Source organism: Cryobacterium sp. N22 (genome assembly GCF_002929555.1).
In the GTDB taxonomy this organism is placed as follows: Bacteria; Actinomycetota; Actinomycetes; order Actinomycetales; family Microbacteriaceae; genus Cryobacterium.
On the sequence record NZ_PJJP01000037.1, the window covers coordinates 253,047 to 274,795 of the forward strand.

Here is a 21,749-nt window from a genome sequence, read left to right on the forward strand (position 1 = left end):
GCAACCGCCACCCCCGTGCGGGGGAGGCTAAAGCCTCTAGTGACGCCGACGGCCGATACCGGAAGCGGACCGCCAGCGGCTCCGGAGCAACGGGTCCAGACTGGCCGCATGGCCACCGTCGTGCACCTGGTTCGCTCGCTCGCCGCCCCGCTCACCCGCACCCGACTATTCAGGGTCCTCGCGCCGTCGGTCTTGCCGCCGATCGAACGCGTTCTGCACCGGCTCAGCGGCGGACGAGTACAGCTGAGCGCGCTGCTCGTTCCTTCGCTCGTGTTGCACTCCACCGGCGCCAAATCCGGCCTGCCGCGCGAGTCGGCACTGATGTACACACCAGACGGGCGCGGCCGGGCGATCGTGGCCGGCACGAGCTTTGCCCGCGAACGCCATCCGGCCTGGACGCACAACCTGCTTGCGCATCCGGAGGCCGACATTGTGGTGCGCGGTCGCCGGCTGCACGTGCGGGCCACCCTCATCGGCCCCGAGTCCCGCGACGCGGCCTGGCACCGCATCGAAGCGGTATGGCCGGGCTACCGCGCCTACGAGCGCGACTCCGGACGGGTGGTGCGACTGTTCCTCCTGCGGCCGGTTTCTCCCAGCGAGCTGTGATCTGAACCACCTCGCGGCTGTTTTTTCAAGGGGTTGTAAAAAAACATTCAACAGGTTTTGGGGATGCGGCGAGGTGCCATATCCGCTGGATTGACCCACTTGGGGAGGGTCGAATCGTAGCCTCACCGGCCCTCGAGAAGTGATCCAGTTCTCCATTCGGGATGCAACAGGGGCACACGGATTAAGGGGACCTTCCCGGTAAAAGGTGAGGATCCATGCAGAAACATATTGCAGGGTAGTGACTTCGCCCGGGCGGGCCCCCGCCTGTGGAACGTCGAATAAGAACCGCTATGCGCACTCGTACAGGCGATTCGCTCAGTGAGAGACATACAGAACTGTGACTACCCCGAACTCCAGCACTCCAGCAACACCCGAGACATCCGCTACAGCCGTGATCCCCGCAGCGCCCCTTGAGACCCGCGCGTCGAAGAACCATCGCACCCGCGTCACCCGCCGCTCAGCCGCCGCGCTCGCGGTGCTTTCCATCGGAGCGATGGTCGGAACAGGATTCGTGCTGGAGCCGGCGATGGCCGCCCAGAACGATCGCGCGGAGAAAACCGCGGCCGTCTCGGCCGCGCACACGGAGCAGCTCGAGGCCTACAGCGAGATCAAGCAGGCCCGCGCTGAGAAGGCGGCCACCGACACCATCGCCGGTGCGACACCCGTGATCACCGCGGCCGTGAACAAGGCCGACGCCACGCCGGTGAGCACTCCCGTCGCGATGCTCAATAACCACAAGTACCTGGCACCGGAGCGTATCTACGAGCTCGTCAGCCAAACCAACGAAGAGCTCCCGCCGCTGCAGGCCGCAACAGCCGAGTTCGACCGCGTCGCCGCCGAGCAGGCCGCCGCAGAGGCGGCTGCCGCTGCTGCGGCCGCCGAGGCTGCGGCGGCAGCCCAGGAGGCCGCCGAGGCGGAGGCCGCTGCCGCCGCAGAGGCTGCCCAGGCTGCGCAGGCAGCTAAGGCTGCCCCGAAGGCCAGCACCGCTCCGGCCCCGTCGGCGCCCTCCAACCCGAGCGGCGCTCAGGCTGTCGCCCGCGACATGATGGCCGCCAAGTACGGCTGGGGTGCCGACCAGTTCGGTTGCCTCGTGAGCCTGTGGGACAAGGAGTCCGGCTGGAACGTGAACGCGTACAACGCCTCGAGCGGTGCCACCGGTATTCCGCAGGCGCTGCCCGGCAGCAAGATGGCCACGGCCGGGTCGGACTGGGCGACGAACGCCTCCACGCAGATCTCCTGGGGCCTGGGCTACATCTCGGGCTCGTACGGCACGCCGTGCGCGGCCTGGGCCAAGTCCGAGTCTGTGGGCTGGTACTAACCGACCAGGCACTTTCGCCACCTGACCGGCCCGTGGGCCAGGTTGAGGGAGCTCTGCTCCCTGCACCTGGCCCGCGGGCCGTTTTTCATGCGGGCGGATCACGCCGGGAGCCCTGCCCAGCACGGTTCGGCGGGCGTACTCTCGGGGCATGAAACGTGCGTTCGCCTCCGGCCTCGTCTTGGTGCAGATCCTGCTGCTGATAGGTCTTCTTGTCCTGCCGCACGGCACAGTGTGGCCTGTGAACGGCTTTGTCGTCGCCACCGCCATCGCGCTCATCGCGGTAGGGGTGGCTCTCGCCGTGCAGGGATCCACAACTCTCGGCCCCGCCATGACGGCCAGCCCGATACCGCGCGATGACGCCCCGCTGGCCACCAACGGGGTCTACGCCGTGGTGCGCAACCCCATCTACACGGGGCTGATGTCGGGAGGGCTGGGACTGGTCCTGATCGGCTCCTCCCTCATGCACGTCGTGGTGTGGGTGGCGCTGATCGGGCTCCTGGCCGGAAAGACCCGCTGGGAGGAGCAAATGCTCGTCCAGGAGCATCCCGCGTACTCGGACTACGCGGCCAGGGTCGGCCGGTTTCTGCCGGGTGTCGGTCGGATTCGGTGAATGCGGGTATCGATTCGCCCCCGAAAACCGTTACCCCACACATGACGACACCGCTCTCCATACTCGACCTCGCCCCCATCGCCCCCGGGCAGACCGTCAGGGAAAGCTTCGCCGCCAGTGTCGCGCTCGCCCAGACCGCCGAAAAGCACGGGTATGAGCGGGTCTGGTACGCCGAGCACCACAACATGCCCACGATCGCGTCGTCGGCCACCAGCGTGCTCGTCGGCCACATCGCCTCCCAGACCTCCACCATCCGGCTCGGATCCGGCGGCGTGATGCTGCCCAACCACTCGCCGCTCACCATCGCCGAGCAGTACGGCACCCTCGCGGAGCTGTACCCCGGCCGCATCGACCTGGGCCTGGGCCGGGCTCCCGGCAGCGACCAGACCACCGCGAGGGCGATGCGCCGCGACCCGCGCGCTTCCGACCAGTTTCCCCAGGACGTGATGGAACTGGCCGCGTACCTGCAGGGCGAATCGATCATCCCCGGTGTGCGGGCGGTGCCGGGAGCCGGCACCAACGTTCCCCTGTACATCCTGGGCTCTTCCCTCTTCGGCGCCGGCCTCGCGGCCGCGCTCGGCCTGCCGTACGCGTTCGCGTCGCACTTCGCACCCGACTCCCTGTTTGAGGCCGTCGCCACCTACCGGCGCGACTTCAGGCCGTCGGCGCAGCTCGCCGAGCCCTACCTGATGGTGGCCGCCAACGTGATCGCGGCCGACGACGCGGCGGATGCCGGGCAGCAGTTCGAGATCATGCGTCGCTCCAGGGTGCGCAGCATGATCGCCCGCGGACCGGCGTCGCCGGAGTACTCCGACGACCAGATCGATGCCTTCCTCACCACCACCGAGGGGCGCCGCCTGGCCGACATGATGCGGTACACGGCCGTGGGCACTCCGGTGGACGTGCGCACCTTCCTCGACGACCTGACCGCATCCACCCAGGCCGACGAGCTGATCCTCGCGCACGCGTCGCAGCAGATCGGTGACCGGCTGCGCTCCGTGGAGCTGACCGCCGGGGCCATGATCGGCGTTCCGGCCTAAGCCGACCTGGTGCGGTTCGTGCATTGCAGGCACACTGAAGCCACCCACGGATATGGCAGGAGAGCCTTGTGATGACCCCGGATGCCCTCGTGGAGTTCTGCCTCAGCCTGCCCCAGGCCACCGAGACGTTTCCGTTCGGCGAGGAGACCAGCGTGTTCAAGACCAGCGGCAACGGCAAGATCTTCGCCCTGAGTGCCCTGGCCGGTGACCCACTCACGGTCTCGCTGAAATGCGACCCCGAAGAAGGGCGCGCGCTGCGGGAGGAATTCCCCGGGCACATCACCCCCGGCTACCACCTCAACAAGAAGCATTGGATCACCATCGTGCTCGACGGGGGCGTGGAGAACGAGCTCGTGGAGCAGCTGCTGCGCGACAGCCACGCGCTCGTGCGGCCGAAGGTGCCCCGGGCGCCGCGGGGAACCGCTGGGTAATCACCGCCAGACCATCACCGCCGCCTGATCCGCCAGCGGCCGGGATGTCCGCCTCGCCAATCCCATCTCAATTGATGGCGTCTGGCGAGCACGATCGCGATCGTGACGGCCGCTGCCGCCGGAACGAGGCCGGACACCAGCATGCCGGTGTGCGCGCCGAAATGTTCGATCAGCCACCCCATCAGCGGGCTGCCGAGAGCCTGCCCGCCCAGCAGAACCAGCACGTAGACCGACATCACCCTGCCGCGGATTCGCAGGTTCGACGACAGTTGCACGAGCGGGTTGCAGGCCATGAAGAAGAACTGATTGGCCATGCCGGAGGCCACCAGCACGGCCCCGAAGGCCAGCTGGGTGGGCATGATCCCGAGTGAGGCCTGGATGAGCGCCCACAGGCCGCCGCAGAAGATGACCGTGCGCAGCCGGATGGTGACCCGGCGCGTCGATGCCAGCGCACCGACCAGCGCGCCCACCGCCACCAGGGAGTTGAACAGGCCATAGCCGCCCGCGCCGGCAGCGAAGATGTCGCCGGCGAACGCGACGAGCAGCACGGGCATGTTGAGGGCGAACACCGACAGGAACGACATCATCACCAACGACCAGAGAATGGTGGGCGTCGACGCGACGTAACGGAGCCCCTCGCGCAACTGTCCCTTGCTACGTGGCGTCGGCGGCTTTCGATGGAGCGCCGAGGTGTCCAGGAGTACAAGCGCGAGCACGGTGAGTAGGCAGGCGATCCCGTTGATGGCGAAGGACCAGCCCGCGCCGACGGCCACGATCAGCAGGCCGCTGATCGCCGGGCCCACGAGTCCACCCAGCTGGAATGCCGAAGAGTTGACGGTGATGGCGTTCCGCAGGAACTGCGGTCCCACCATTTCGTTGACGAAGACCTGCCGGGTGGGGTTGTCGATGACGGTGACGAGCCCGAGCACGAAGGCGATCACCCACACCTGCCAAACCTCGACGACATCGCTCAGGGTGAGCACGGCGAGGGTGAGACTGAGCACGGATGCGGCGGACTGCGTGATCATCAGCAGCATCCGTTTGGAATAGCGGTCGACGACGACCCCGCCGAGGAGGCCGAAGAGGAGCATCGGGGTGAACTGCATGGCCACGGTCACGCCCACCGCAGCGACACTGTCGGTCAACTGCAGCACCAGCCAACCCTGGGCGATGCGCTGCATCCAGGTGGCGGTCATGGCGATCACGTTGGAGATCGTGAACAACCTGAAGTTGGGGACGGTGAGGGAATCCAGGGTGATTCCCCACCGGCGTCGGCCGGGTGGCGGGGGAGGTGGGGTGCTAGTCGACAGGCGGTGCCGCCGTCGATCCACGCACGATGAGTTCCGGTCGCAACAGCACCGACCGGCCCGGCTCACCGTCGGCGAGACCGTGGTGCGAGACGATCTCGGCGATGGCCAGCTGGGCCATCTGGCCGATCGGCTGGCGCACCGTCGTGAGCGGCGGGTCGTAGAGATCGGCGAGGATGATGTCGTCGAAGCCGACCACCGACACGTCCCGGCCGACCTGGAGCCCCAGGTCGCGCAGGCCCCGGCAGACACCGAGGGCGGTCATGTCGTTGATGGCCACAACGCCGGTAGGCGGGTTGCCGGCGGCGAAGATCTCGTGGGCGGCTCGGCGGCCCACATCGGCCGCTTCGACGTCACCGAAAGGCGCCTCGTCGGCTCCGGCCCACAGGGTCATATCCGCTACGGCGAGGCCGGCGGCCTCGACGGCAGAGCAGAACCCCTGATACCGCCCCGTGCGGTTGACCGAACGGAGCGAGCCGGAGACGAACGTGAGGTTTCGATGGCCGAGGCTCGTGAGGTGGGAGGCAGCCAGATGGCCGCCCACAACGTTGTTGATGCTGATGCTCACGACGGTGGACGGGTCGTCGGCCTGGGTGGGCCGGTCGAACGTGACCAGGCGTAGGCCCTGCTCGACGATGTGGGCCAGGTGATTCAAGGACGGCAGCGATGTGCAGAGCACGATCTCGCGCACTCCGTCGTCCCAGAGCTCCTCGACATAGCGACGCTCACGGACCGGATCTCGTTCACTGTTGCACAGCAGAACGTTGTAGCCCTCGGCAAGCGCGGCATGCTCGAGTTCCCTCGCGAATGCTCCCCAGAAGGGGTTGCCCACGGACGGCACGATGAGGCCGACCGTGCGGGTGCGGCCCGTTCGCAGCTCACGGGCTGCCCGGTTGGGCCGGTAGCCCAGCTGAGTGATCGCTTCGGTGATGCGGTCCCTCGTGGCGGGCAGCATGCGCTCCGAGCGATCGTTCAGCAGGTTCGATACGGTGCTCGCCGAAACACCGGCGGCCCGGGCGACCTGTTGGATCGTGACCTTCTCCATCATTGTCCGTTCACGTGGCATGGGTCGAAGAGTGGGGGATTTCAGCAGTGTAACGATCTACCAACGGGATGGCAATGCCGTAACCGGTACCCGACCCGGCCGGGCGGCATGCCCCGCATTGTCACGTTGAGGAATGCTTGACGAATCGAAATGCGCCAGTTATGGTCAGTAAATCGTTACACCAGATTGTTGGGCCGGCGCCACGAGCATGGCCCCCAATCGCGGTACGACGACGACGAAGACGTCTGAGTTTGCGGCAGCGTCGCCACCAACTAATTCACTCCCCGTGAAGGGAAATTGCTCATGAACTTTCGGACAGCACGACAGACTTCCACGAGTCAGACGTCCACGAGACCCGCTTCGACACCACACCGCTCCGCCGGGCGGCGCGCGGCCCTTCGGTACACCGGCCTCGGCACCGCGGCCGTCCTGGCTCTGGCCCTCTCGGCCTGCTCCGCCGAGGACGGGTCGGCGGGCGCCGACTCCGATGCCGTCAGCGGCGACATCACCCTGCTCACACCCATCTACGAAGGCGCCGCCGGCCAGCGCCTGCTCGAGGATGAACTGCTGCCGCAGTTCTACGAGCAGTACCCGGACGTGACCGTCACCGTGGACTACACCAACTTCGCCCGGCTGAACGAGAAACTCACCACCGGGGTCGTGTCCGGCCTGGTGCCCGACGTCATGATGATGGGTGTCGGCTGGGTCGAGGCCTTCGCCGACAAGGGCGTGCTGGCCAACCTGAGCGAGTCGGGCATCAGCGTCGCCGACCTCGAGAAGTCGACCACCCCGGAGATCGTGCAGGCCGGCGTCTGGGAGGGCGACGTCTACGGCGTGCCGATCATGCTCGACGCACGCTTCGGCGTTGCCCGCATGGACCTGTTGCGGGAGGCCGGCTACGACGCCCCGCCCAGCACCTGGGCTGAGCTGGTGGAGATGGCCGAGGCCCTGACCGTGCGCTCAGAGAACGGTGCCCTCGAACGCGCCGGCTTCGATGTGCTGTCCCTGGACGCCCGCCAGATGTACGAGACCATGCTCTTCTCCTCGGGCGGGTCGCTCTTCAACGACGACAACACGGCGCCGGCGTTCAACTCCGCCGAGGGCGTCGAAGCGCTCGAATCCGTGGTCGACCTCATCCACACCAGCAAGGTGGAGGACACCGGGTACTCCTCGACCAAGGAAACCGTCAACCCCCTGATCAACGGCCGGGCGGCCATGGGCATCGCGCACAACAACCTCTGGACCCAGACCCTGGAGGCCGCCCCCGAACTGCTGCCCGAACTGGAACCCTTCCTCATCCCCGGGGACGCACCCGGCATGTTCGTCGGCGGCACCCTCGCCACGATGTCGAAGGGCTCCGAGCACCCGGCAGCCGCCCAGGCCCTGCTTGAATTCCTCGCCAGCCCCGGACCGGCCCTCGCCGCGAACGAACAGCGTGGCAACATCCCGGCCCTCACCGAACTGCTCGACAGCGAGTACGCCCAGGGCAACCGGCTGGTTCAGTTCTCGATGGAGAACCTCGACGTGGCCAAACGTGAGGGTGGACCCAGCGAATGGCTCGGACTGCGCGGCGAGATCGCGCCGGCCATCGAATCCGCGCTCCTGGCGCAGAAGACACCGAAGCAGGCCCTCGACGACCTCGCCGACGTATTCGCCGGCAAGATGGGCGGTTGACCATGAGCGCGCCCACGCGCCACGCACCAGCAACCAGCCTCGTACAACCGGCCCGTGCCCTGCAGAGCGCACCCCGGCGGCCCGATCGGTCACGGTCCCAGCGCAAGCTGAGCCGGGCCGGCTGGCTGATGGTGACGCCCGCCGTCGCCCACATCGGGCTCTGGACCGCGCTGCCGGTGCTCGCGACCTTCGCCCTGAGCCTGACCGACTACAACATCTTTGACGCCCCGCGCTGGATCGGGATCGACAACTACATCCAGATCTGGAACGACCCCACCTTCCGCCTGGCCACCTGGAACACCGTCGTCTACACCTTCTGGACGGTGCCGGTGTCGATGGCCATCGCCATGGTCATCGCCGTGGCGCTCAACCAGAACCTCTGGCTGCGCACCTGGTACCGCACCGCATTCTTCCTGCCGCAGGTGACCGCCACCGTCGCGATCGCCATGGTGTGGCTGTGGATCTACAACCCGCAACAGGGACTCCTCAACGCGGCGCTGTCGGTCATCGGGATTCCCGGGCAGGCCTGGCTGGCCGACCCGGACTGGTCCCTCTGGGCGGTGATCCTCGTCGGGGCCTGGCAGGGCATCGGCATCAAGATGCTCATCTATATCGCGGCCCTGCAGAACGTCGACAACAGCCTGTACGAAGCGGCATCCGTGGACGGAGCCTCGGTGGTGCGCAAGTTCTTCGCCATCACACTGCCGATGCTGAAGCCCGCCACCTTCTTCGTGCTCGTCATCTCGATCATCGGAGCCTTCCAGGTGTTCGACCAGATCTACGTCCTCACCGACGGCGGCCCCGCGAACGCGACCACCATGATGACCTACGAGGTCTACCGGTCCGCCTTCCAGAACTTCCAGATGGGCCTCGCCTCGGCGCAGTCCGTGTGCCTGTTCGCCTTCCTGCTCGTGATGACCCTGATCAGCCGACGCGCGACCCGAGGTGATGACGAATGAGCACCACACGGATGCACCCGGCCACGCCGGGCACGCCCCCGACGGCGACACCGAAGCCGCGCACCAAGCGGCGGAGGCCGTGGAAGGGCCGCCTGCTGCTGAACGTGATCCTCAGCCTCGGCGCCTTCACCATGGTCATCCCGTTCCTCTGGATGATCGCAACATCGCTGAAGTCACCCGCTGAACTGGCCCAGTTCCCGCCCACCCTGCTGCCGCAGGTCTGGCAGTGGAGCAACTACAGCGAGGCGCTGCAGGCGGCACCGTTCCACCTGTACTTCCGCAACAGCTTCCTGATCTCGGCCGGTCACACCATCATCACCCTGGTGCTGGGCTCGATGGCCGGGTACGCGCTGGCCCGCATCCCGTTCCGCGGGCGGGAGTGGGTGTTCATGGGCTTCGTCGCGATGCTGATGATCCCCACGTACACCAAGATCGTGCCGCAGTTCCTGCTGGTGAAGTTCATGCCCCTCTTCGGCGGCAACGACATCTTCGGCCAGGGCGGCACGGGCTGGCTCAACACCTGGTGGGCACTCATCATCCCCGGCGGCCTCAGCGCCACCGCGATCTTCCTGTTCCGGCAGTTCTATCTCTCGCTGCCCCGCGAACTCGAAGAGGCCGCACGGCTCGACGGCCTGAACGAGTTCCGCATCTACGCCCAGATCTACACACCGCTGATCAAGCCGGCGCTGGCCACCGTGGCCCTGCTCACCTTCCAGGAGAGCTGGAACAACTTCCTCTGGCCGTTGCTGGTCACCACCAGGGACGACCTGCGGGTGATCCAGGTCGGGTTGGCGGTCTTCCAGCAACTGGACAGCACCTCGTGGCACTACCTGATGGCCGGCACCACCCTGGCGACCGTGCCCATGGTCGTGCTGTTCCTCTTCTGCCAGAAGTACTTCATCCAGGGATTCACCCATGCCGGCATCAAATAGCCCGGCATCCAGAACGACACCACTACACCCCACCAAAGGACTCACCATGCCGAACGACACCGCACTCCTGACCCCCGCCACCCTCGGCGGCCTGCAGCTCGACCTCACCGGCCGGCGCGCCCTGGTCACCGGCGGCGGCAGCGGCATCGGCGCCGCCATCGCCAGGGCACTCGGAGCTCACGGCGCCGACGTCGCCGTGCACTACGCGAACAGCAAGGACGGCGCAGAGGCCGTCGCCGGGGAACTGGTCGGAGCGGGGCGGCGCGCCATCGCGATCGGCGGCGACCTCACCGACCCGGCCCAGGCATCCGCCGTGGTGGCCGCCGCAGCCGCGCACCTGGGCGGCATCGACATCGTGGTCAACAACGCCGGCCACCTGGTGGGGCGAGCCACCGTGGCCGAGATGTCAGACGAGCACTGGGCGAGCGTGCTCTCGGTGAACGTGTCCAGCAGCTTCTATGTCACCCGTGCCGCCGTGCCGCACCTGGCCGAATCCGCCGCGGGCCGGGTGGTGCTGATGTCGTCGCTGGCCGGCGAGAACGGCGGCGGTGCCGGGTCGGTGGCCTACGCCACCGCGAAGGCCGCCATCGTCGGGTTCGCCCGCGGCCTGGCCAAGGAACTCGCCGCAGACGGCATCACCGTCAACGCCCTCGCGCCCGGTTTCATCGAGGACACCGCCTTCCACAACACCTTCACTCCGGAAGCCGCGCAGAAGAACATCGTGGCCGGCCTGCCCCTGCAACGGCCGGGCACGGTCGACGATGTCGCCGGCGCCGTGCTGTACCTGGCCTCGGATCTCTCGTCGTTCGTCACCGGTCAAGTGATCGACATCAACGGCGGGGCGAACTTCCGGTGACCGCCGTGCAGCACGCCAGGGGAGGGTGGTGGCACGACTACGTCTGCCCCACCCACGGCACCGAGCTGGAGCCCCGCTCCGGCGACACGTACCCGTGCCGGTACGGCTGCCGGTTCACCGGCGAACCGTTCGCCTCGGCCTGGACCGTCTACGCCCACCAGGCCGGGGCCCGCCGGGCCCGGTTGCTTGCCCACCGCTACACCGGGGCCCGCGCACGCGGAGCCGCCGACCCGGCCGACCGGGACGAGGCCGCACGCATCGTGACGGAGTTCGCCGAGGTCTATGCCGACATCGCGGCCGCCGGCTGGAGCACCCAGAGCGAACCGTGGATGCTGCGCGGCAAGCTCTTCGCCCAGGCCCTGACCGAGGCGATCTGGGCGGTGCAGCTGGCCGATGCCGTGGCGGAGCTGGTCACCGACGACACGATCAGGCCGGCCCTGGGCGCCCCGGTGGTCACCCTGCTGACCGGGCTCCTGGCGACCATCACGTCGGCCCGGCACACCCTGGTGGTGGACAGGAACGACCCGACCAGCAACTATGTGGCGTGGATCGACGCGGCCGGAGCGACCCTGAACCGGGCCCTGGTGGCCCTCGGCCACGCCGACGACGGCCAGGACTGGGTCAACCGCACCTTCGAGCACGCCCGGCTCGCCATCGGCGCCGACGGCTGGGAGTGGGAGGGATCCACCTACTACCACCTGTTCGTGCTGCGGGCCTACCTGCTGGCCCTGCGCGGCACCGACCCGGCCGCGCTGCCCGCCGACGCCGCCGAACGGCTTGCCGACATGATGCAGGTGCTGGCCGGCCTGGCCGCACCGGACGGCACCCTGCCGATGCTGCACGACGGACCGTACGACCGGGTTCCCGCCCACCTCGAAGTGCTCGAGGTGTGCGTGCTAGCCGGCCAGCTCTGGACGGATTCCCCGCTCGACAGGGTGGAAGCGGCGACCCGCCGGTGCCTCGGGGCCGCCCACGACGGCCTCGAAGACCTGCTGACCGGCTGGTTCGCCGGCCCGGCACGGCCTGCGCCGCTCCAGGGAGCGGCACCTTCCGGCCCTCGGCCATCCGTGTTGTTCGCCAACGCCGGCTACGCGGTGCTCCGCGACCCGGGGGACACCTGGCAGGCCGTGCTCGACGCCGGCCCGCACGGCGGTTCGCACGGGCACCTCGACAAGCTGGGCCTCTACCTCTACGGCACCGGTGTCGCCTGGCAGCCCGCACCCGGTGTGCCGCCGTACGCCAGCACCCTGCGCCGCGGCTACTACGCCCGCACCCTGGCGCACCCCACCGTGCGGGTCGACGACCTCGACCAACTGCCCACAACGGGCGTGGTGGAGGACTTCTCGGCGACGCGGGTCGTGGCCAGCGCCGCCGACGCCATCGCCGGGGTCGCGCTGCGCCGCGAGCTCGTGATGACCGACGACTACCTGCTCGACATCGTGCACGCTGTCGTCGACGACACCGCCGAAACCGGCGATGGACGTCGGATCACCCTCGCCCTCCGTCCCGCCGTGCCCCTCTCGGTCACGGCAGACGGCGGCGCCTGGCGCACCACCTGGGCGGCAACGCGAGACGGCAAACCGGCGCCGGACCCGGCGCCGGACGCCGCCCTGCTGCACGGCTTCCACCGGGCCACCGCGCCGGCCGTGCTGCTGGCCGGACCCGGCCGTGGACCCTCCGACGACCCGGCCCGCACCCTCACGATCGCCGACTGGACCGTCACCGGGCACGAGGCCTGGTTCGTCTCGGTCTACGCCCCCGGCACTGCCGTCGTGCATGACGTGATCCTGCACACCGGCGCGGCCGGCCTCACCGCCGTACGGGTCCTCCACACCGACGGCCGCTCCACCGATCACGAGGTGACCCGATGAGCACGGCGCGGACCGCCGTCGCGGGCAGCCGGCCGCTGCTGCTCGCCGGGCAGGAAGACCGGTTGCGCTCCGAGATCCTCACGGTGAAGGCCGCGCAGTTCCGCCGGCTGCTCGACGAGTGCGAACGGTACCGGGGCCTGCCGCTGGCACCGGAACATCCGGACGCCTCGATCACCTACCTCGGCCCCGCCGCCGCCAACCTGGCGCTGGCCCACCGGCTGACCGGCCAGGAGCACTACCTCACCGAGCTCCGCCGCTGGCTCGACGTGGCCGTGGGCTACCCGCACTGGGGCAAGGCGCACCTGCCCGACCACGACCTCGACGCCGGCTGGCTGCTGCATGGCCTGGGCCTGGCCTATTCCTGGGCGGGCGACGCCCTGCCGGAACCCGAACGGATCCGCCTGCGGGACAAGCTCATCCTGCAGGGCGCCCGGCTGCACGAGTTCGCGGTTGCTTCCGAGGGCGGCTGGTGGGCCTCGTCGTACTGGCAGAACCACAACTGGATCTGCTTCGCCGGCCTGGCCACGGCCGCCTACGCCATCGTCGCCGAGCATCCGGACGCTCGCGCCTGGTCCGACCTGGCCAAGGCCAACTTCGACACCGTGCTCGACCTGCTGCCCGACGACGGCTCGAACAACGAGGGCGTCGTGTACTGGCGCTACGGCGTGCCGTGGCTGGTGAGCTACCTCGACGTGCTGCGCTCCGCGGAGGGCACCGACTGGTTCGCCCGCAGCGACTACCTTCGTGAGACGTTCTGGTACCGGCTCTACCAGGCCGCGCCGGACCTCGAACGCACCGTCAACCACGGCGACTGCCACGACCGGCGCAGCGGCCACTCGGTTGCCCTGTACTACAAGCTCGCCGCCGAATACGGCATCGGGCAGGCCCAGTGGCTGGCGCGCCGGGTGGCCGACGGGTTCTTCTGGCGGGAGGCGTATGAGAGCGGCGTGCGGCCCGGAGTGCGCGCCGAGGCCTACCAGGAACTGCTCTGGTTCGACCCGACCGTGGCCGAGATCGACCCGCAGAGCCTGCCGACCAGCCGGTTCTTCCCCGACCTCGGGCTTGTTGTCGGGCGCACCTCCTGGCAGCCGGATGCGACGCTTGTCTCCGTGAAGGCGGCTCCCGGCGGCGGCCACCAGGCCTGGGCCGCCTCGGCGAAGCTCGACCGGGAACACGGCTGGACCACCCTGAACGCCGGCCACCAGCACCCGGACGCCGGCAGCTTCGTGATCCTCGGGCACGGCTCCTACCTCGCCATCGACGAGGGCTACTCGAGCCGCAAACGCACCGACCACCACAACGGGGTGCTCGTGGACGGCCACGGCTTCGTCAACGAAGACCGCTACCACGTGTTCGAAAACCTCGACCGGCGGCACATCGCCGAGGTCCTGACCACCACCCTCGCCGGCGGCTGGGTGCACACGGTGAGCGAAATCGGCGCGATGTACGACCCCGCCCTCGGCGTGCAGCGGCTGCGCCGGCACCTGGTGATGTCACCGGCGGGCACGGTCTTCACCGTCGACGAGTGCGTGGCGCGCGATCCGCGCGCCTTCACCTGGCTGCTGCAGACCGACAACCTGCCCGCGGCCCAGGGCGATGCGCGCTACCTCGCCCAGGCGGGCAGCGGATGCCTGCTGGTGACGCTCCTGGAACCGACGGAGGCCCACACCGAGGTCGCCACGACCACGGTGCAGGCCAACCCCACCTCGTCCACGCCCGCGCTGGCCATCGTGACCGAGCAACACACCCTGCGCCGCACGACAGCGCCCGTCACGGCCGCCGTCTTCGTCACCGTGCTCGAACCGCGCGCCTGGAACGACACCGAAGCCTCACAGGTGAGCGCGCGCATTCACGACCGGACGGTGCACCTATCGGTGAGCCGGGCCGGCCGCAGCGAACACGTCGTCCTGCACCTCGACGGGCAGACCGCCACCCTGGCCGCCCCGGCCGGCGCGGCGCAGGTGAGAGGCACGGGATTTGCCGCCGAAACCGGCCCCGACGAAAGGAACACCCCATGACCGCCGCAACCCGGCTCCCGCGCAACCGCCCCGCTCCGGCCGACCGCGGTTGGGAGCACCGGCTGCTGGCGGCCATGGCCTATCCCGCGAACCTCGCGTTCGTGGGGGTGGCCGCGCTCATCCTGGCCCTGCCGGTGGTGACCATCCTGCCCGCGTCGGTGGCGGCCGCTCGCGCCCTGCGCCTCTGGCTGCAGGACGGCGAGACCGCCGTCTTCACCGCCACGTTCCGCGAGTTCGGCGCCACCTGGCGGCGCACCCTGCCGATGGGCGTCGGCAGTGTTGCCGTCGTGCTGCTGCTTTCGGTCGACAGCTTCTTTCTCGGCCAGCAGCTCAGCGCCGCCGGCGCCGGGGCGAGTCCGGTGGCGCTGGTTCTGGCCGCGGCCACCGTACCCGTTGCCCTGGCCGTGACCCTGCTGCTGCTGGCGCTGCCGGTGGCCGCAGCCCGGAGCCGGGAGGGAACCGCACGCCAGTGGCTGGTGGAAGCGGGCTACCTGATCGCCCGCCGCCCCGTGCAGGCGCTGCTGCTGCTCGCAATCGTCGTCATCTTCTTCCTCACCTGTTACCTGCTGCCCACCCTGGTGCCGTTTTTCGGCCTCTCCCTGCCCGTCTACCTCGCCCTCGTCACCCTGGGCCGGAACACGGGCGGCACATCCTCATGACCGGAGCATCCATGACCCGCACCCCCGTCGCGCCCGCACCAGCGGCATCCGCCCGCCGTACCCCGTCGGCCCTGCTCGGGCAGAACCCGCTGATCGCCGTGCTGCGCGCCGGGCGGGCGACCGACTACGACCGCGTCGCCGCGGTGCTCGCCGACAACGGTGTGCGCTCCATCGAGTTGACCCTGAGCACACCGGGCACCTTCGAGCATCTACCGGCCCTGCAGAAAAGCCTGGGTGAGCGCGTCGAGATCGGTATCGGCACGATCGTGACCACCGACCAGGCCCGCCGCGCGATCGATGCCGGTGCCGGCTACCTGGTGACCCCGGTCGTCGACCTCGAGGTCATCGACCTGGCGGTGCGTGCCGGCACACCGATCTATGCGGGCGGACTCACGCCGACCGAGCTGTACTCGGCGTGGGCGGCCGGCGTCACCGCGGTCAAGATCTTCCCCGCCCAGACCGTGGGCAGCGCCTACGCGGCGCACCTGCGGGGCCCGTTTCCCGACCTTCAATTCCTGCCGTCCGGCGGGGTCGGCCTGGCCGACGTGCCCGCCTGGCTGCGGGCCGGGGCCGTGGCCGTGAGCCTCGGTGGCCCACTGCTCGGTGACGCCCTCGCCGGGGGATCCCTGGTCGCGCTGGCCGATCGGGCCAGACGCGCCGTCGACATCGTTCGGGAATGCCGCGAACCCGGCCAGACCGGGAGCGGGGCATGAACGGGGTTCGCGGAGGTGGTGGTGGAGGTGGTGTGGTCACCCTCGGCGAAACCATGGCGCTGATGAGTTCGGACACCTGCGGGCCACTGCAGCACAGCCGGGCAATGACCATGGGCATCGGCGGTTCGGAGAGCAACGTCGCCATCGCCCTGCGCCGGCTCGGCGTGGACGTGACGTGGATCGGCCGGGTCGGGGAGGACTCGCTCGGCGACCTGGTGGCACGCGAGATCGGGGCGGAGGGCGTTGCGGTGTGCGCCGTGCGCGACCCGGACGCGCAGACCGGGGTGATGATCAAGGAACGCCGCACCAGCCGCCAGACCCGGGTCTGGTACTACCGCAGCGGCAGCGCAGGATCCCGGCTCTGCCCGGCCGACATCGACCCGGCCACCATCCGGTCGGCGGCGCTGCTGCACGTCACTGGAATCACCCCGGCCCTGTCGCCATCCGCCGCCGACGCCACCTTCACCGCGGTGAACCTGGCCAGGGAGGCCGGCGTGCCGGTGTCGTTCGACCTGAACTACCGCGGCAAACTCTGGTCAGCCGCCGAGGCCCGCGAGGTCTACCGCCGGCTCATCCCGCTCGCCGACCTGGTCTTCGCCGGCGACGGCGAAGCCGAAATCGCAGTGGGCGCCGGCCAGCAGCCGGCGGGCGGCAGCGGGATGGATCTGGCGCACCGCCTGGTTGACGCCGGTGCCGGCCAGGCGATCGTGAAACTCGGCGAGCACGGTGCCGTGGCCGTGGTCGACGGCGTGGAATACCAGCGGTCGGCCATCACGGTCGAGGCCCTCGACACCGTCGGCGCCGGCGACGGATTCGTGGCCGGCTACCTGGCCGAGTACCTGGCGGGGGAGAGCGTGGCCGTTCGCCTCACCACTGCCGTGACCGTGGGCGCATACGCCTGCCTGGTTCCCGGCGACTGGGAGGGCATGCCCCGCCGCAGCGAACTGGCCGGCCTGGCCGCGACCGAACCGGTCTCGCGATGACGGTGGCCGCCGAAGCGGATGCGGGTTTCATCGTCGGCGCCTATGCCGGTTCCCCCACGGCAGGGCGGTGGGATCCGGCGGTCGAGAGCGAGTATCTCGACGGGCTGGCCGGGGTCGCCGGCATCCGGGGCCTCGAGCTGCCCTGGCTGGGCAGCCTGCACCCGCACGACGAGTCCTGGCTGCTGGCGACCCTGCCGCCCGGCTGGCAGGTGGTGCTCACCTCGGTGGGCTACACCGTTGCCGCGGTGGCCAGGGACCCCGCACACGGGCTGGCCTCCGACGATGCCGGGGGCCGCCGCGCCGCCGTGACGAACGTGGCAGAGATGCTGGCCGGGGTGCGCCGCCTCAACGACTCCGCCGGGAGCGCCGTCGTCACGGCCGTGGAACTGCAGGCCGGCCCGGGGCCACACCACAGCGCATCGGCCAGTGCGGCCGCTCTCGCCACCTCCCTGGCCGAGATCGGCGCCTGGAACTGGGAGGGCGCCGCGGTGCTGCTCGAGCACTGTGACGCCCGGGTGCCCGGCCAGGCCCACGCCAAGGGCTTCCTGCCCCTCGGAGACGAGATCGCCGCCATCCGCTCGTCGGGCGCCCCGGTGGGGGTCGCCCTGAACTGGGGGCGGTCGGCCATTGAACTGCGCTCGTCGTCCCGGGTGCACGAACACCTGAGGGAGGCGAGGGACGCCGGTCTGCTGCGCGCACTGATGTTCTCCGGCGTCGCCGACCGGCCGAGTGCCTACGGCGACGCGTGGGCGGATGCGCACCTGCCGTTCGCCCCGCAACCCGACGCGGCGGATCACGCGGCGTATTCCGAGCCGGCCTCGATGCTCACCGTCGGGCTGGCCCGCGGTGCCCTCCTCGAAGCCGGCGGGCTGCTTTATTCCGGCATCAAGTTCGCGTGGCGGCCCGCCGAGGCGTCGGTCGCCGATCGGGTGGCGATGATCCGGCAGAGCGTCACCCTGCTCACCGAGGCGGCCCCGGCGGGGTCCTGATTCCGCGGTCTGGGCTGCACGGCCCCAGCGGCGGCGGTTTATCAGGACAACGGACGGAAATAAGGACGCTGCGTCCAATTCCGTCCTTCTCAACGCACTTCTTCCTTATATCGAGGTGCGGTTCTGCACCACGAAGGAGCGCGGGCTGGTCACCGCCGCCGGAGTCGCCAGCCGGCGGGTCCTGAACGACTACTACGAGGCGTCGAGTGCCTCGCCGGTCGGGTCCACCGCATTCGTGTCGACCAGGGGCATACCGCCCAGTGGCACCCCCGCCCAGGAGAGCAGTGTCCAGCCCTCGTCGGGCGAGCCCGTCAGCTCGACCACACCGGTGTTGTCCAGGTCGTGCAGCCCGGCGAACATCGGCGGCACATTCGTGGCGCGGGCCGCCGCCCAGACCCGGATCGCCGCTCCGTGACTGAACACCGCCGCCGTCGCTCCACTGGCCGCGGCCACGGCGATGTCGGCGTCGAACCGGGCGAAGAACGCGTGCCCATCCGGCCCGCCGGGCATGCCCACATCGAGGTTGCCGGCTCCCCAGGCGAACACGGTCTCCATGTAGGTGCGGATGGATGCGTGATCGCTGCGTCGCTCGAGCGCGCCGGCTTCGATCTCGTGCAGGCCGTCGGCCACCTGGATGTCCAGGCCCCGGTCGACCGCGAGCGGCCGGGCGGTGAGCTGGGTGCGAAGCAGCGTGGACGCGAAAATGGTGTCGACCGAATCGAACCGGAGCGCCTCGGGTATGACGGCGGCCTGGCGTTCACCGAGCTCGGTCAGGCCCGGGCCCGGGTGGGCGGTGTCGAGTTGCCCGAGTACATTCGCGGGCGTCTGGCCGTGGCGGATCAGGAGGAGTCGCATGGTCGTTCCAGCATAGGCACGAGGTGCTCGGAGCAATAGCCGGTTGGCCTTGCCGATTGTGCGGAGGTCTCCAGCAAAAGCGTTCGTTCGCCGTTCACCGGGAGTTTTCCCGGCATCGCCACAGTGGACCGGGCCCATCCGAGGCTCGACACCCACAGCCTCGAAGGGGCATCCCTGTGCGCACTCACTGGCGTCGGCCAAGCCTGGCCGCCATTCTCACCCTCGCCCTGGCGGTTCCACTCGCCGCGACCCTGAGCCCGGCCATGGCGGCCGAGGCTCCAGACGTGCGCATCAACGAGGTCGAATCCGACGGCGGCACGCCCGGCGACTGGATCGAACTGACCAACACCGGCCAGGCGGCGGCGGATGTCTCCGGCTGGGTCGTCAAGGACGACAAGGACGAGCGCACCTTCGCGTTGCCGGCGAACACCATCATCGAGCCCGGCGGGTTCCTCGCCGTGGATGTGGACGGCGCCGGCGCCACCAACTTCGGCCTGGGCAAGGCCGACATCGCCCGGCTCTTCCTCGCCGACGGCACCACCCTGGTCGACTCCTACGCCTGGACCGCACACGCCGGCACCAGCTGGGGACGCTGCCCGGACGGCACCGGAGAATTCCGGGAGACCACGGCAGCCACCCGCGGCGCCGCCAACGCCTGCGTCGTGTCGGCCGCCGACACCGTGCGGCTCAACGAGGTGGAGTCCAGCGACGGCTCGGCCGGCGATTGGATCGAACTGGTCAACATCGGCACGGCGCCGGTGGATGCCTCCGGCCTGGTTCTGAAGGACAACGACGACAGTCACGCGGCCGTCCTGCCGGCCGGCTCGACGATCGCCGCCGGTGCCTACCTCGTCGTGGAGGCGCCGATCCTGGGCTTCGGCCTCGGCGGCGCCGACAGCGCCCGCCTCTTCGGCACCGACGGCGTCACGCTGATCGACGCCTACGACTGGACCGCCCACGCCGGCGCGACCTACGGCCGCTGCCCCGACGGCGTCGGCGCGTTCGCCGACACGGCGACCGCCACCAAGGCCGCCGCCAACGACTGCGTCGTGCCCGCCACGGCCGATGTGCGCATCAACGAGACCGAGTCCAGCGGCGGCACCCCCGGCGACTGGGTGGAGCTGGTGAACCCCGGCACCGTCGACGTTGACCTCAGCGGCTGGATCGTGCGCGACAACGACGACACCCACACCGCCGTTCTCCCGGCCGGCTCCGTGATCGCGGCCGGTGGCTTCTTCACCGTGGAGGAGGGCATGCTCGGCTTCGGCCTGGGTTCGGCCGACTCGGCCCGCCTCTTCGCGCCCGACGGATCCACCCTCGTCGCCTCGGTGAGCTGGACCAGCCACGCGGCCACGACCTGGGGGATCTGCCCCGGCGGCACCGAGCTGGTGCAGATGACGTCGTCGACCAAGGCCGCCGCGAACGACTGCGGGTCACCGGTGCGGCTGAACGAGGTCGAGTCCAGCGGCGGAACCCCCGGCGACTGGATCGAACTGCGCAACAACGGCGCCACCGTCGCCGACGTCTCCGGCTTCGTGCTGAAGGACAACGACGACAGCCACGTCGTGGTTCTCCCCACCGGCACCACCATCGCGGCCGGCGGTTATCTGGCTGCCGACGTCGACGTCGCGGGCGGTTTCGGCCTGGGCGGCGCCGACAGCGCGCGCCTCTTCGCCGCCGACGGCAGTACCCTGCTCGACAGCTACTCGTGGACCGCGCATGCCTCGACCAGCTACGGCCGGTGCGCCGACGGCACCGGCGACTTCGCCGCGACGACCGCGACCACCAAGGGCGCCGCCAACAGCTGCGCCGGCGACCTGGTCACCGCGGCCTGGCCCGGCTCGGCCGACGTGCGCACGGTGGACCCCGCCGGCGTGCTGGGCGGCAACATGAGCGGACTGGCCTACGAGGCTGCGGGCGCCGCCGGCAGCGCCGGTGATGTGCTCTGGGCCGCCAAGAACGGCCCCGGCGCGCTGCACAGGCTCGTCTCCGACGGCGCCGGCTGGGCGCCGGACACCGGCAACGGCTGGAGTGCGGGCAAGCTGCTGCACTACACCGACGGCACCGGCGACGTGGATGCCGAGGGTGTCACGTTGACCTCGGCCGGGGCCGCCGGCGGGCTCTTCATCGCGAGCGAGCGCAACAACAACGTGAGCGGCGTCAGCCGGCCCGCGGTGCTGCGCTACGACGCATCCGCCACCGGCGCCGAGCTCACCGCGAGCATGGAGTGGAACCTCACCGCCGACCTGCCCGTCGTGGGCGCGAACGCCGGCCTCGAGGCCATCGCCTGGGTGCCGGACAGCTTTCTGGTGGCCCAGGGAATGCTCGACGAGCGCACCAACGCCGCCTACGACCCGGCCGTGTACGCCGGCCACGGCAGCGGCCTGTTCTTCGTGGGCCTGGAGGCCAACGGCGCGATCTACGCCTACGCGCTGGACCAGGCCACCGGTGGGTACACCCGCGTCGCCACGCTCGCCAGCGGATTCGCCGGTGTGATGGACCTCGAGTTCGAGGCCTCGACCGGCCGGTTCTGGGCCGTCTGCGACGACACCTGTGCGGGCCGCTCCGCGGTTCTGGAGATCGCGCAGTCCGGCGCCACTGACGGGCGCTTCGGCGTCACGACGGTGTACGAACGACCGGCGTCGATGCCGAACCTCAACAACGAGGGATTCGCCCTGACGCCGCAGAGCGCCTGCGTCGCCGGAGCCAAGCCCGTCTTCTGGGCCGATGACTCCAACACCGGCGGCCAGGCGATCCGGGTGGGCAGCATCGACTGCACGCCGCTGACGCCGACGGAGCCGACGCCGGAGCCCACGGGCGAGCCGACTCCGGTGCCGACCAGCGCGCCGACGCCGGTGCCGACGGGCGAGCCGACGCCGGTGC

19 protein-coding genes are annotated in these 21,749 nt (G+C 69.8%); 16 read left to right on the plus strand and 3 right to left on the minus strand.

The features are described from left to right. Positions 1-108: 108 nt before the first annotated feature. The 5 genes from CXY76_RS13835 (at position 109) to CXY76_RS13855 (ending at position 4,005) form a co-directional block, all read left to right on the plus strand. Positions 109-606 carry a nitroreductase family deazaflavin-dependent oxidoreductase gene (locus tag CXY76_RS13835; protein ID WP_104165458.1) on the plus strand — a complete coding sequence of 166 codons (498 nt, stop codon included), beginning with the start codon at positions 109-111 and terminating at the stop codon, positions 604-606. Positions 607-997: 391 nt separating this feature from the next. Beyond that, positions 998-1,924, plus strand: a complete 927-nt coding sequence (locus CXY76_RS19435; RefSeq protein ID WP_158253910.1) for a hypothetical protein — start codon at positions 998-1,000, stop codon at positions 1,922-1,924. Between the two features lie 148 nt (positions 1,925-2,072). Further along, the gene (locus CXY76_RS13845) at positions 2,073-2,534 is read left to right on the plus strand and encodes an isoprenylcysteine carboxylmethyltransferase family protein (protein ID WP_104165460.1); all 462 of its coding nucleotides are present in this window, start codon (positions 2,073-2,075) and stop codon (positions 2,532-2,534) included. A gap of 41 nt (positions 2,535-2,575) precedes the next feature. Beyond that, entirely contained in the window at positions 2,576-3,574 is a 999-nt protein-coding gene (locus CXY76_RS13850) for an LLM class flavin-dependent oxidoreductase (protein WP_104165462.1), read from the plus strand. Positions 3,575-3,645: 71 nt separating this feature from the next. After that, the gene (locus tag CXY76_RS13855) at positions 3,646-4,005 is read left to right on the plus strand and encodes an MmcQ/YjbR family DNA-binding protein (protein WP_104165465.1); all 360 of its coding nucleotides are present in this window, start codon (positions 3,646-3,648) and stop codon (positions 4,003-4,005) included. A gap of 14 nt (positions 4,006-4,019) precedes the next feature. Here CXY76_RS13855 and CXY76_RS13860 read toward each other — a convergent pair whose 3' ends face one another. After that, on the minus strand, positions 4,020-5,201 hold the full coding sequence (locus CXY76_RS13860; RefSeq protein WP_233199857.1) for an MFS transporter: 1,182 nt from the start codon (positions 5,199-5,201) through the stop codon (positions 4,020-4,022). 103 nt (positions 5,202-5,304) lie between these two features. Next, positions 5,305-6,378 carry a LacI family DNA-binding transcriptional regulator gene (locus tag CXY76_RS13865; RefSeq protein WP_233199844.1) on the minus strand — a complete coding sequence of 358 codons (1,074 nt, stop codon included), beginning with the start codon at positions 6,376-6,378 and terminating at the stop codon, positions 5,305-5,307. A 282-nt stretch (positions 6,379-6,660) separates the two neighbouring features. Here CXY76_RS13865 and CXY76_RS13870 point away from each other — a divergent pair, with 282 nt between their 5' ends. The 10 genes from CXY76_RS13870 to CXY76_RS13915 are packed head-to-tail and all read left to right on the plus strand — an operon-like array spanning position 6,661 to position 18,011. Continuing rightward, positions 6,661-8,031 (plus strand): ABC transporter substrate-binding protein, encoded by a 1,371-nt coding sequence (locus tag CXY76_RS13870; RefSeq protein WP_104165469.1) that lies wholly within the window; start codon positions 6,661-6,663, stop codon positions 8,029-8,031. Between the two features lie 2 nt (positions 8,032-8,033). Then, positions 8,034-8,990: a carbohydrate ABC transporter permease gene (locus tag CXY76_RS13875; RefSeq protein ID WP_104165472.1), complete on the plus strand. Its 957-nt coding sequence runs from the start codon at positions 8,034-8,036 to the stop codon at positions 8,988-8,990. Further along, entirely contained in the window at positions 8,987-9,922 is a 936-nt protein-coding gene (locus tag CXY76_RS13880; protein WP_104165474.1) for a carbohydrate ABC transporter permease, read from the plus strand. The genes CXY76_RS13875 and CXY76_RS13880 overlap by 4 nt, the downstream gene beginning before the upstream one ends. 46 nt (positions 9,923-9,968) lie before the next feature. Continuing rightward, on the plus strand, positions 9,969-10,778 hold the full coding sequence (locus tag CXY76_RS13885) for an SDR family NAD(P)-dependent oxidoreductase (protein ID WP_233199846.1): 810 nt from the start codon (positions 9,969-9,971) through the stop codon (positions 10,776-10,778). Continuing rightward, the gene (locus tag CXY76_RS13890; protein ID WP_104165476.1) at positions 10,775-12,649 is read left to right on the plus strand and encodes a heparinase II/III family protein; all 1,875 of its coding nucleotides are present in this window, start codon (positions 10,775-10,777) and stop codon (positions 12,647-12,649) included. Before CXY76_RS13885 ends, CXY76_RS13890 begins: the two co-directional genes overlap by 4 nt. Beyond that, complete coding sequence (locus CXY76_RS13895) at positions 12,646-14,667, plus strand: DUF4962 domain-containing protein (protein ID WP_104165478.1); 2,022 nt, start codon at positions 12,646-12,648, stop codon at positions 14,665-14,667. Before CXY76_RS13890 ends, CXY76_RS13895 begins: the two co-directional genes overlap by 4 nt. Then, on the plus strand, positions 14,664-15,326 hold the full coding sequence (locus CXY76_RS13900; protein WP_104165480.1) for a DUF624 domain-containing protein: 663 nt from the start codon (positions 14,664-14,666) through the stop codon (positions 15,324-15,326). The genes CXY76_RS13895 and CXY76_RS13900 overlap by 4 nt, the downstream gene beginning before the upstream one ends. Positions 15,327-15,337: 11 nt before the next feature. Further along, entirely contained in the window at positions 15,338-16,039 is a 702-nt protein-coding gene (locus CXY76_RS13905; RefSeq protein WP_233199848.1) for a bifunctional 4-hydroxy-2-oxoglutarate aldolase/2-dehydro-3-deoxy-phosphogluconate aldolase, read from the plus strand. Next, a complete protein-coding gene (locus CXY76_RS13910; RefSeq protein WP_104165485.1) occupies positions 16,036-17,022 on the plus strand; it encodes a sugar kinase in 987 nt (328 codons plus the stop codon). The genes CXY76_RS13905 and CXY76_RS13910 overlap by 4 nt, the downstream gene beginning before the upstream one ends. After that, positions 17,019-18,011 carry a DUF4862 family protein gene (locus tag CXY76_RS13915; RefSeq protein WP_104165488.1) on the plus strand — a complete coding sequence of 331 codons (993 nt, stop codon included), beginning with the start codon at positions 17,019-17,021 and terminating at the stop codon, positions 18,009-18,011. The genes CXY76_RS13910 and CXY76_RS13915 overlap by 4 nt, the downstream gene beginning before the upstream one ends. 192 nt (positions 18,012-18,203) lie before the next feature. Here CXY76_RS13915 and CXY76_RS13920 read toward each other — a convergent pair whose 3' ends face one another. Beyond that, positions 18,204-18,866 (minus strand): histidine phosphatase family protein, encoded by a 663-nt coding sequence (locus CXY76_RS13920; RefSeq protein ID WP_104165490.1) that lies wholly within the window; start codon positions 18,864-18,866, stop codon positions 18,204-18,206. Positions 18,867-19,042: 176 nt separating this feature from the next. Here CXY76_RS13920 and CXY76_RS19275 point away from each other — a divergent pair. Then, the coding region (locus CXY76_RS19275; RefSeq protein WP_199190311.1) for a lamin tail domain-containing protein at positions 19,043-21,749 on the plus strand (2,707 nt) is incomplete at its 3' end.

Bases quoted from the DNA above. Each gene is read 5' to 3' on its own strand.
- CXY76_RS13895 (WP_104165478.1), top strand. From the start codon at position 12,646: ATGAGCACGGCGCGGACCGCCGTCGCGGGCAGCCGGCCGCTGCTGCTC.
- CXY76_RS13865 (WP_233199844.1), bottom strand. From the start codon at position 6,378: ATGCCACGTGAACGGACAATGATGGAGAAGGTCACGATCCAACAGGTC.
- CXY76_RS13905 (WP_233199848.1), top strand. From the start codon at position 15,338: ATGACCCGCACCCCCGTCGCGCCCGCACCAGCGGCATCCGCCCGCCGT.
- CXY76_RS13835 (WP_104165458.1), top strand. From the start codon at position 109: ATGGCCACCGTCGTGCACCTGGTTCGCTCGCTCGCCGCCCCGCTCACC.
- CXY76_RS13850 (WP_104165462.1), top strand. From the start codon at position 2,576: ATGACGACACCGCTCTCCATACTCGACCTCGCCCCCATCGCCCCCGGG.
- CXY76_RS13875 (WP_104165472.1), top strand. From the start codon at position 8,034: ATGAGCGCGCCCACGCGCCACGCACCAGCAACCAGCCTCGTACAACCG.
- CXY76_RS13880 (WP_104165474.1), top strand. From the start codon at position 8,987: ATGAGCACCACACGGATGCACCCGGCCACGCCGGGCACGCCCCCGACG.
- CXY76_RS13885 (WP_233199846.1), top strand. From the start codon at position 9,969: ATGCCGAACGACACCGCACTCCTGACCCCCGCCACCCTCGGCGGCCTG.
- CXY76_RS13845 (WP_104165460.1), top strand. From the start codon at position 2,073: ATGAAACGTGCGTTCGCCTCCGGCCTCGTCTTGGTGCAGATCCTGCTG.
- CXY76_RS13900 (WP_104165480.1), top strand. From the start codon at position 14,664: ATGACCGCCGCAACCCGGCTCCCGCGCAACCGCCCCGCTCCGGCCGAC.
- CXY76_RS13860 (WP_233199857.1), bottom strand. From the start codon at position 5,201: ATGACCGCCACCTGGATGCAGCGCATCGCCCAGGGTTGGCTGGTGCTG.
- CXY76_RS13920 (WP_104165490.1), bottom strand. From the start codon at position 18,866: ATGCGACTCCTCCTGATCCGCCACGGCCAGACGCCCGCGAATGTACTC.
- CXY76_RS13855 (WP_104165465.1), top strand. From the start codon at position 3,646: ATGACCCCGGATGCCCTCGTGGAGTTCTGCCTCAGCCTGCCCCAGGCC.
- CXY76_RS13870 (WP_104165469.1), top strand. From the start codon at position 6,661: ATGAACTTTCGGACAGCACGACAGACTTCCACGAGTCAGACGTCCACG.
- CXY76_RS13915 (WP_104165488.1), top strand. From the start codon at position 17,019: ATGACGGTGGCCGCCGAAGCGGATGCGGGTTTCATCGTCGGCGCCTAT.
- CXY76_RS13910 (WP_104165485.1), top strand. From the start codon at position 16,036: ATGAACGGGGTTCGCGGAGGTGGTGGTGGAGGTGGTGTGGTCACCCTC.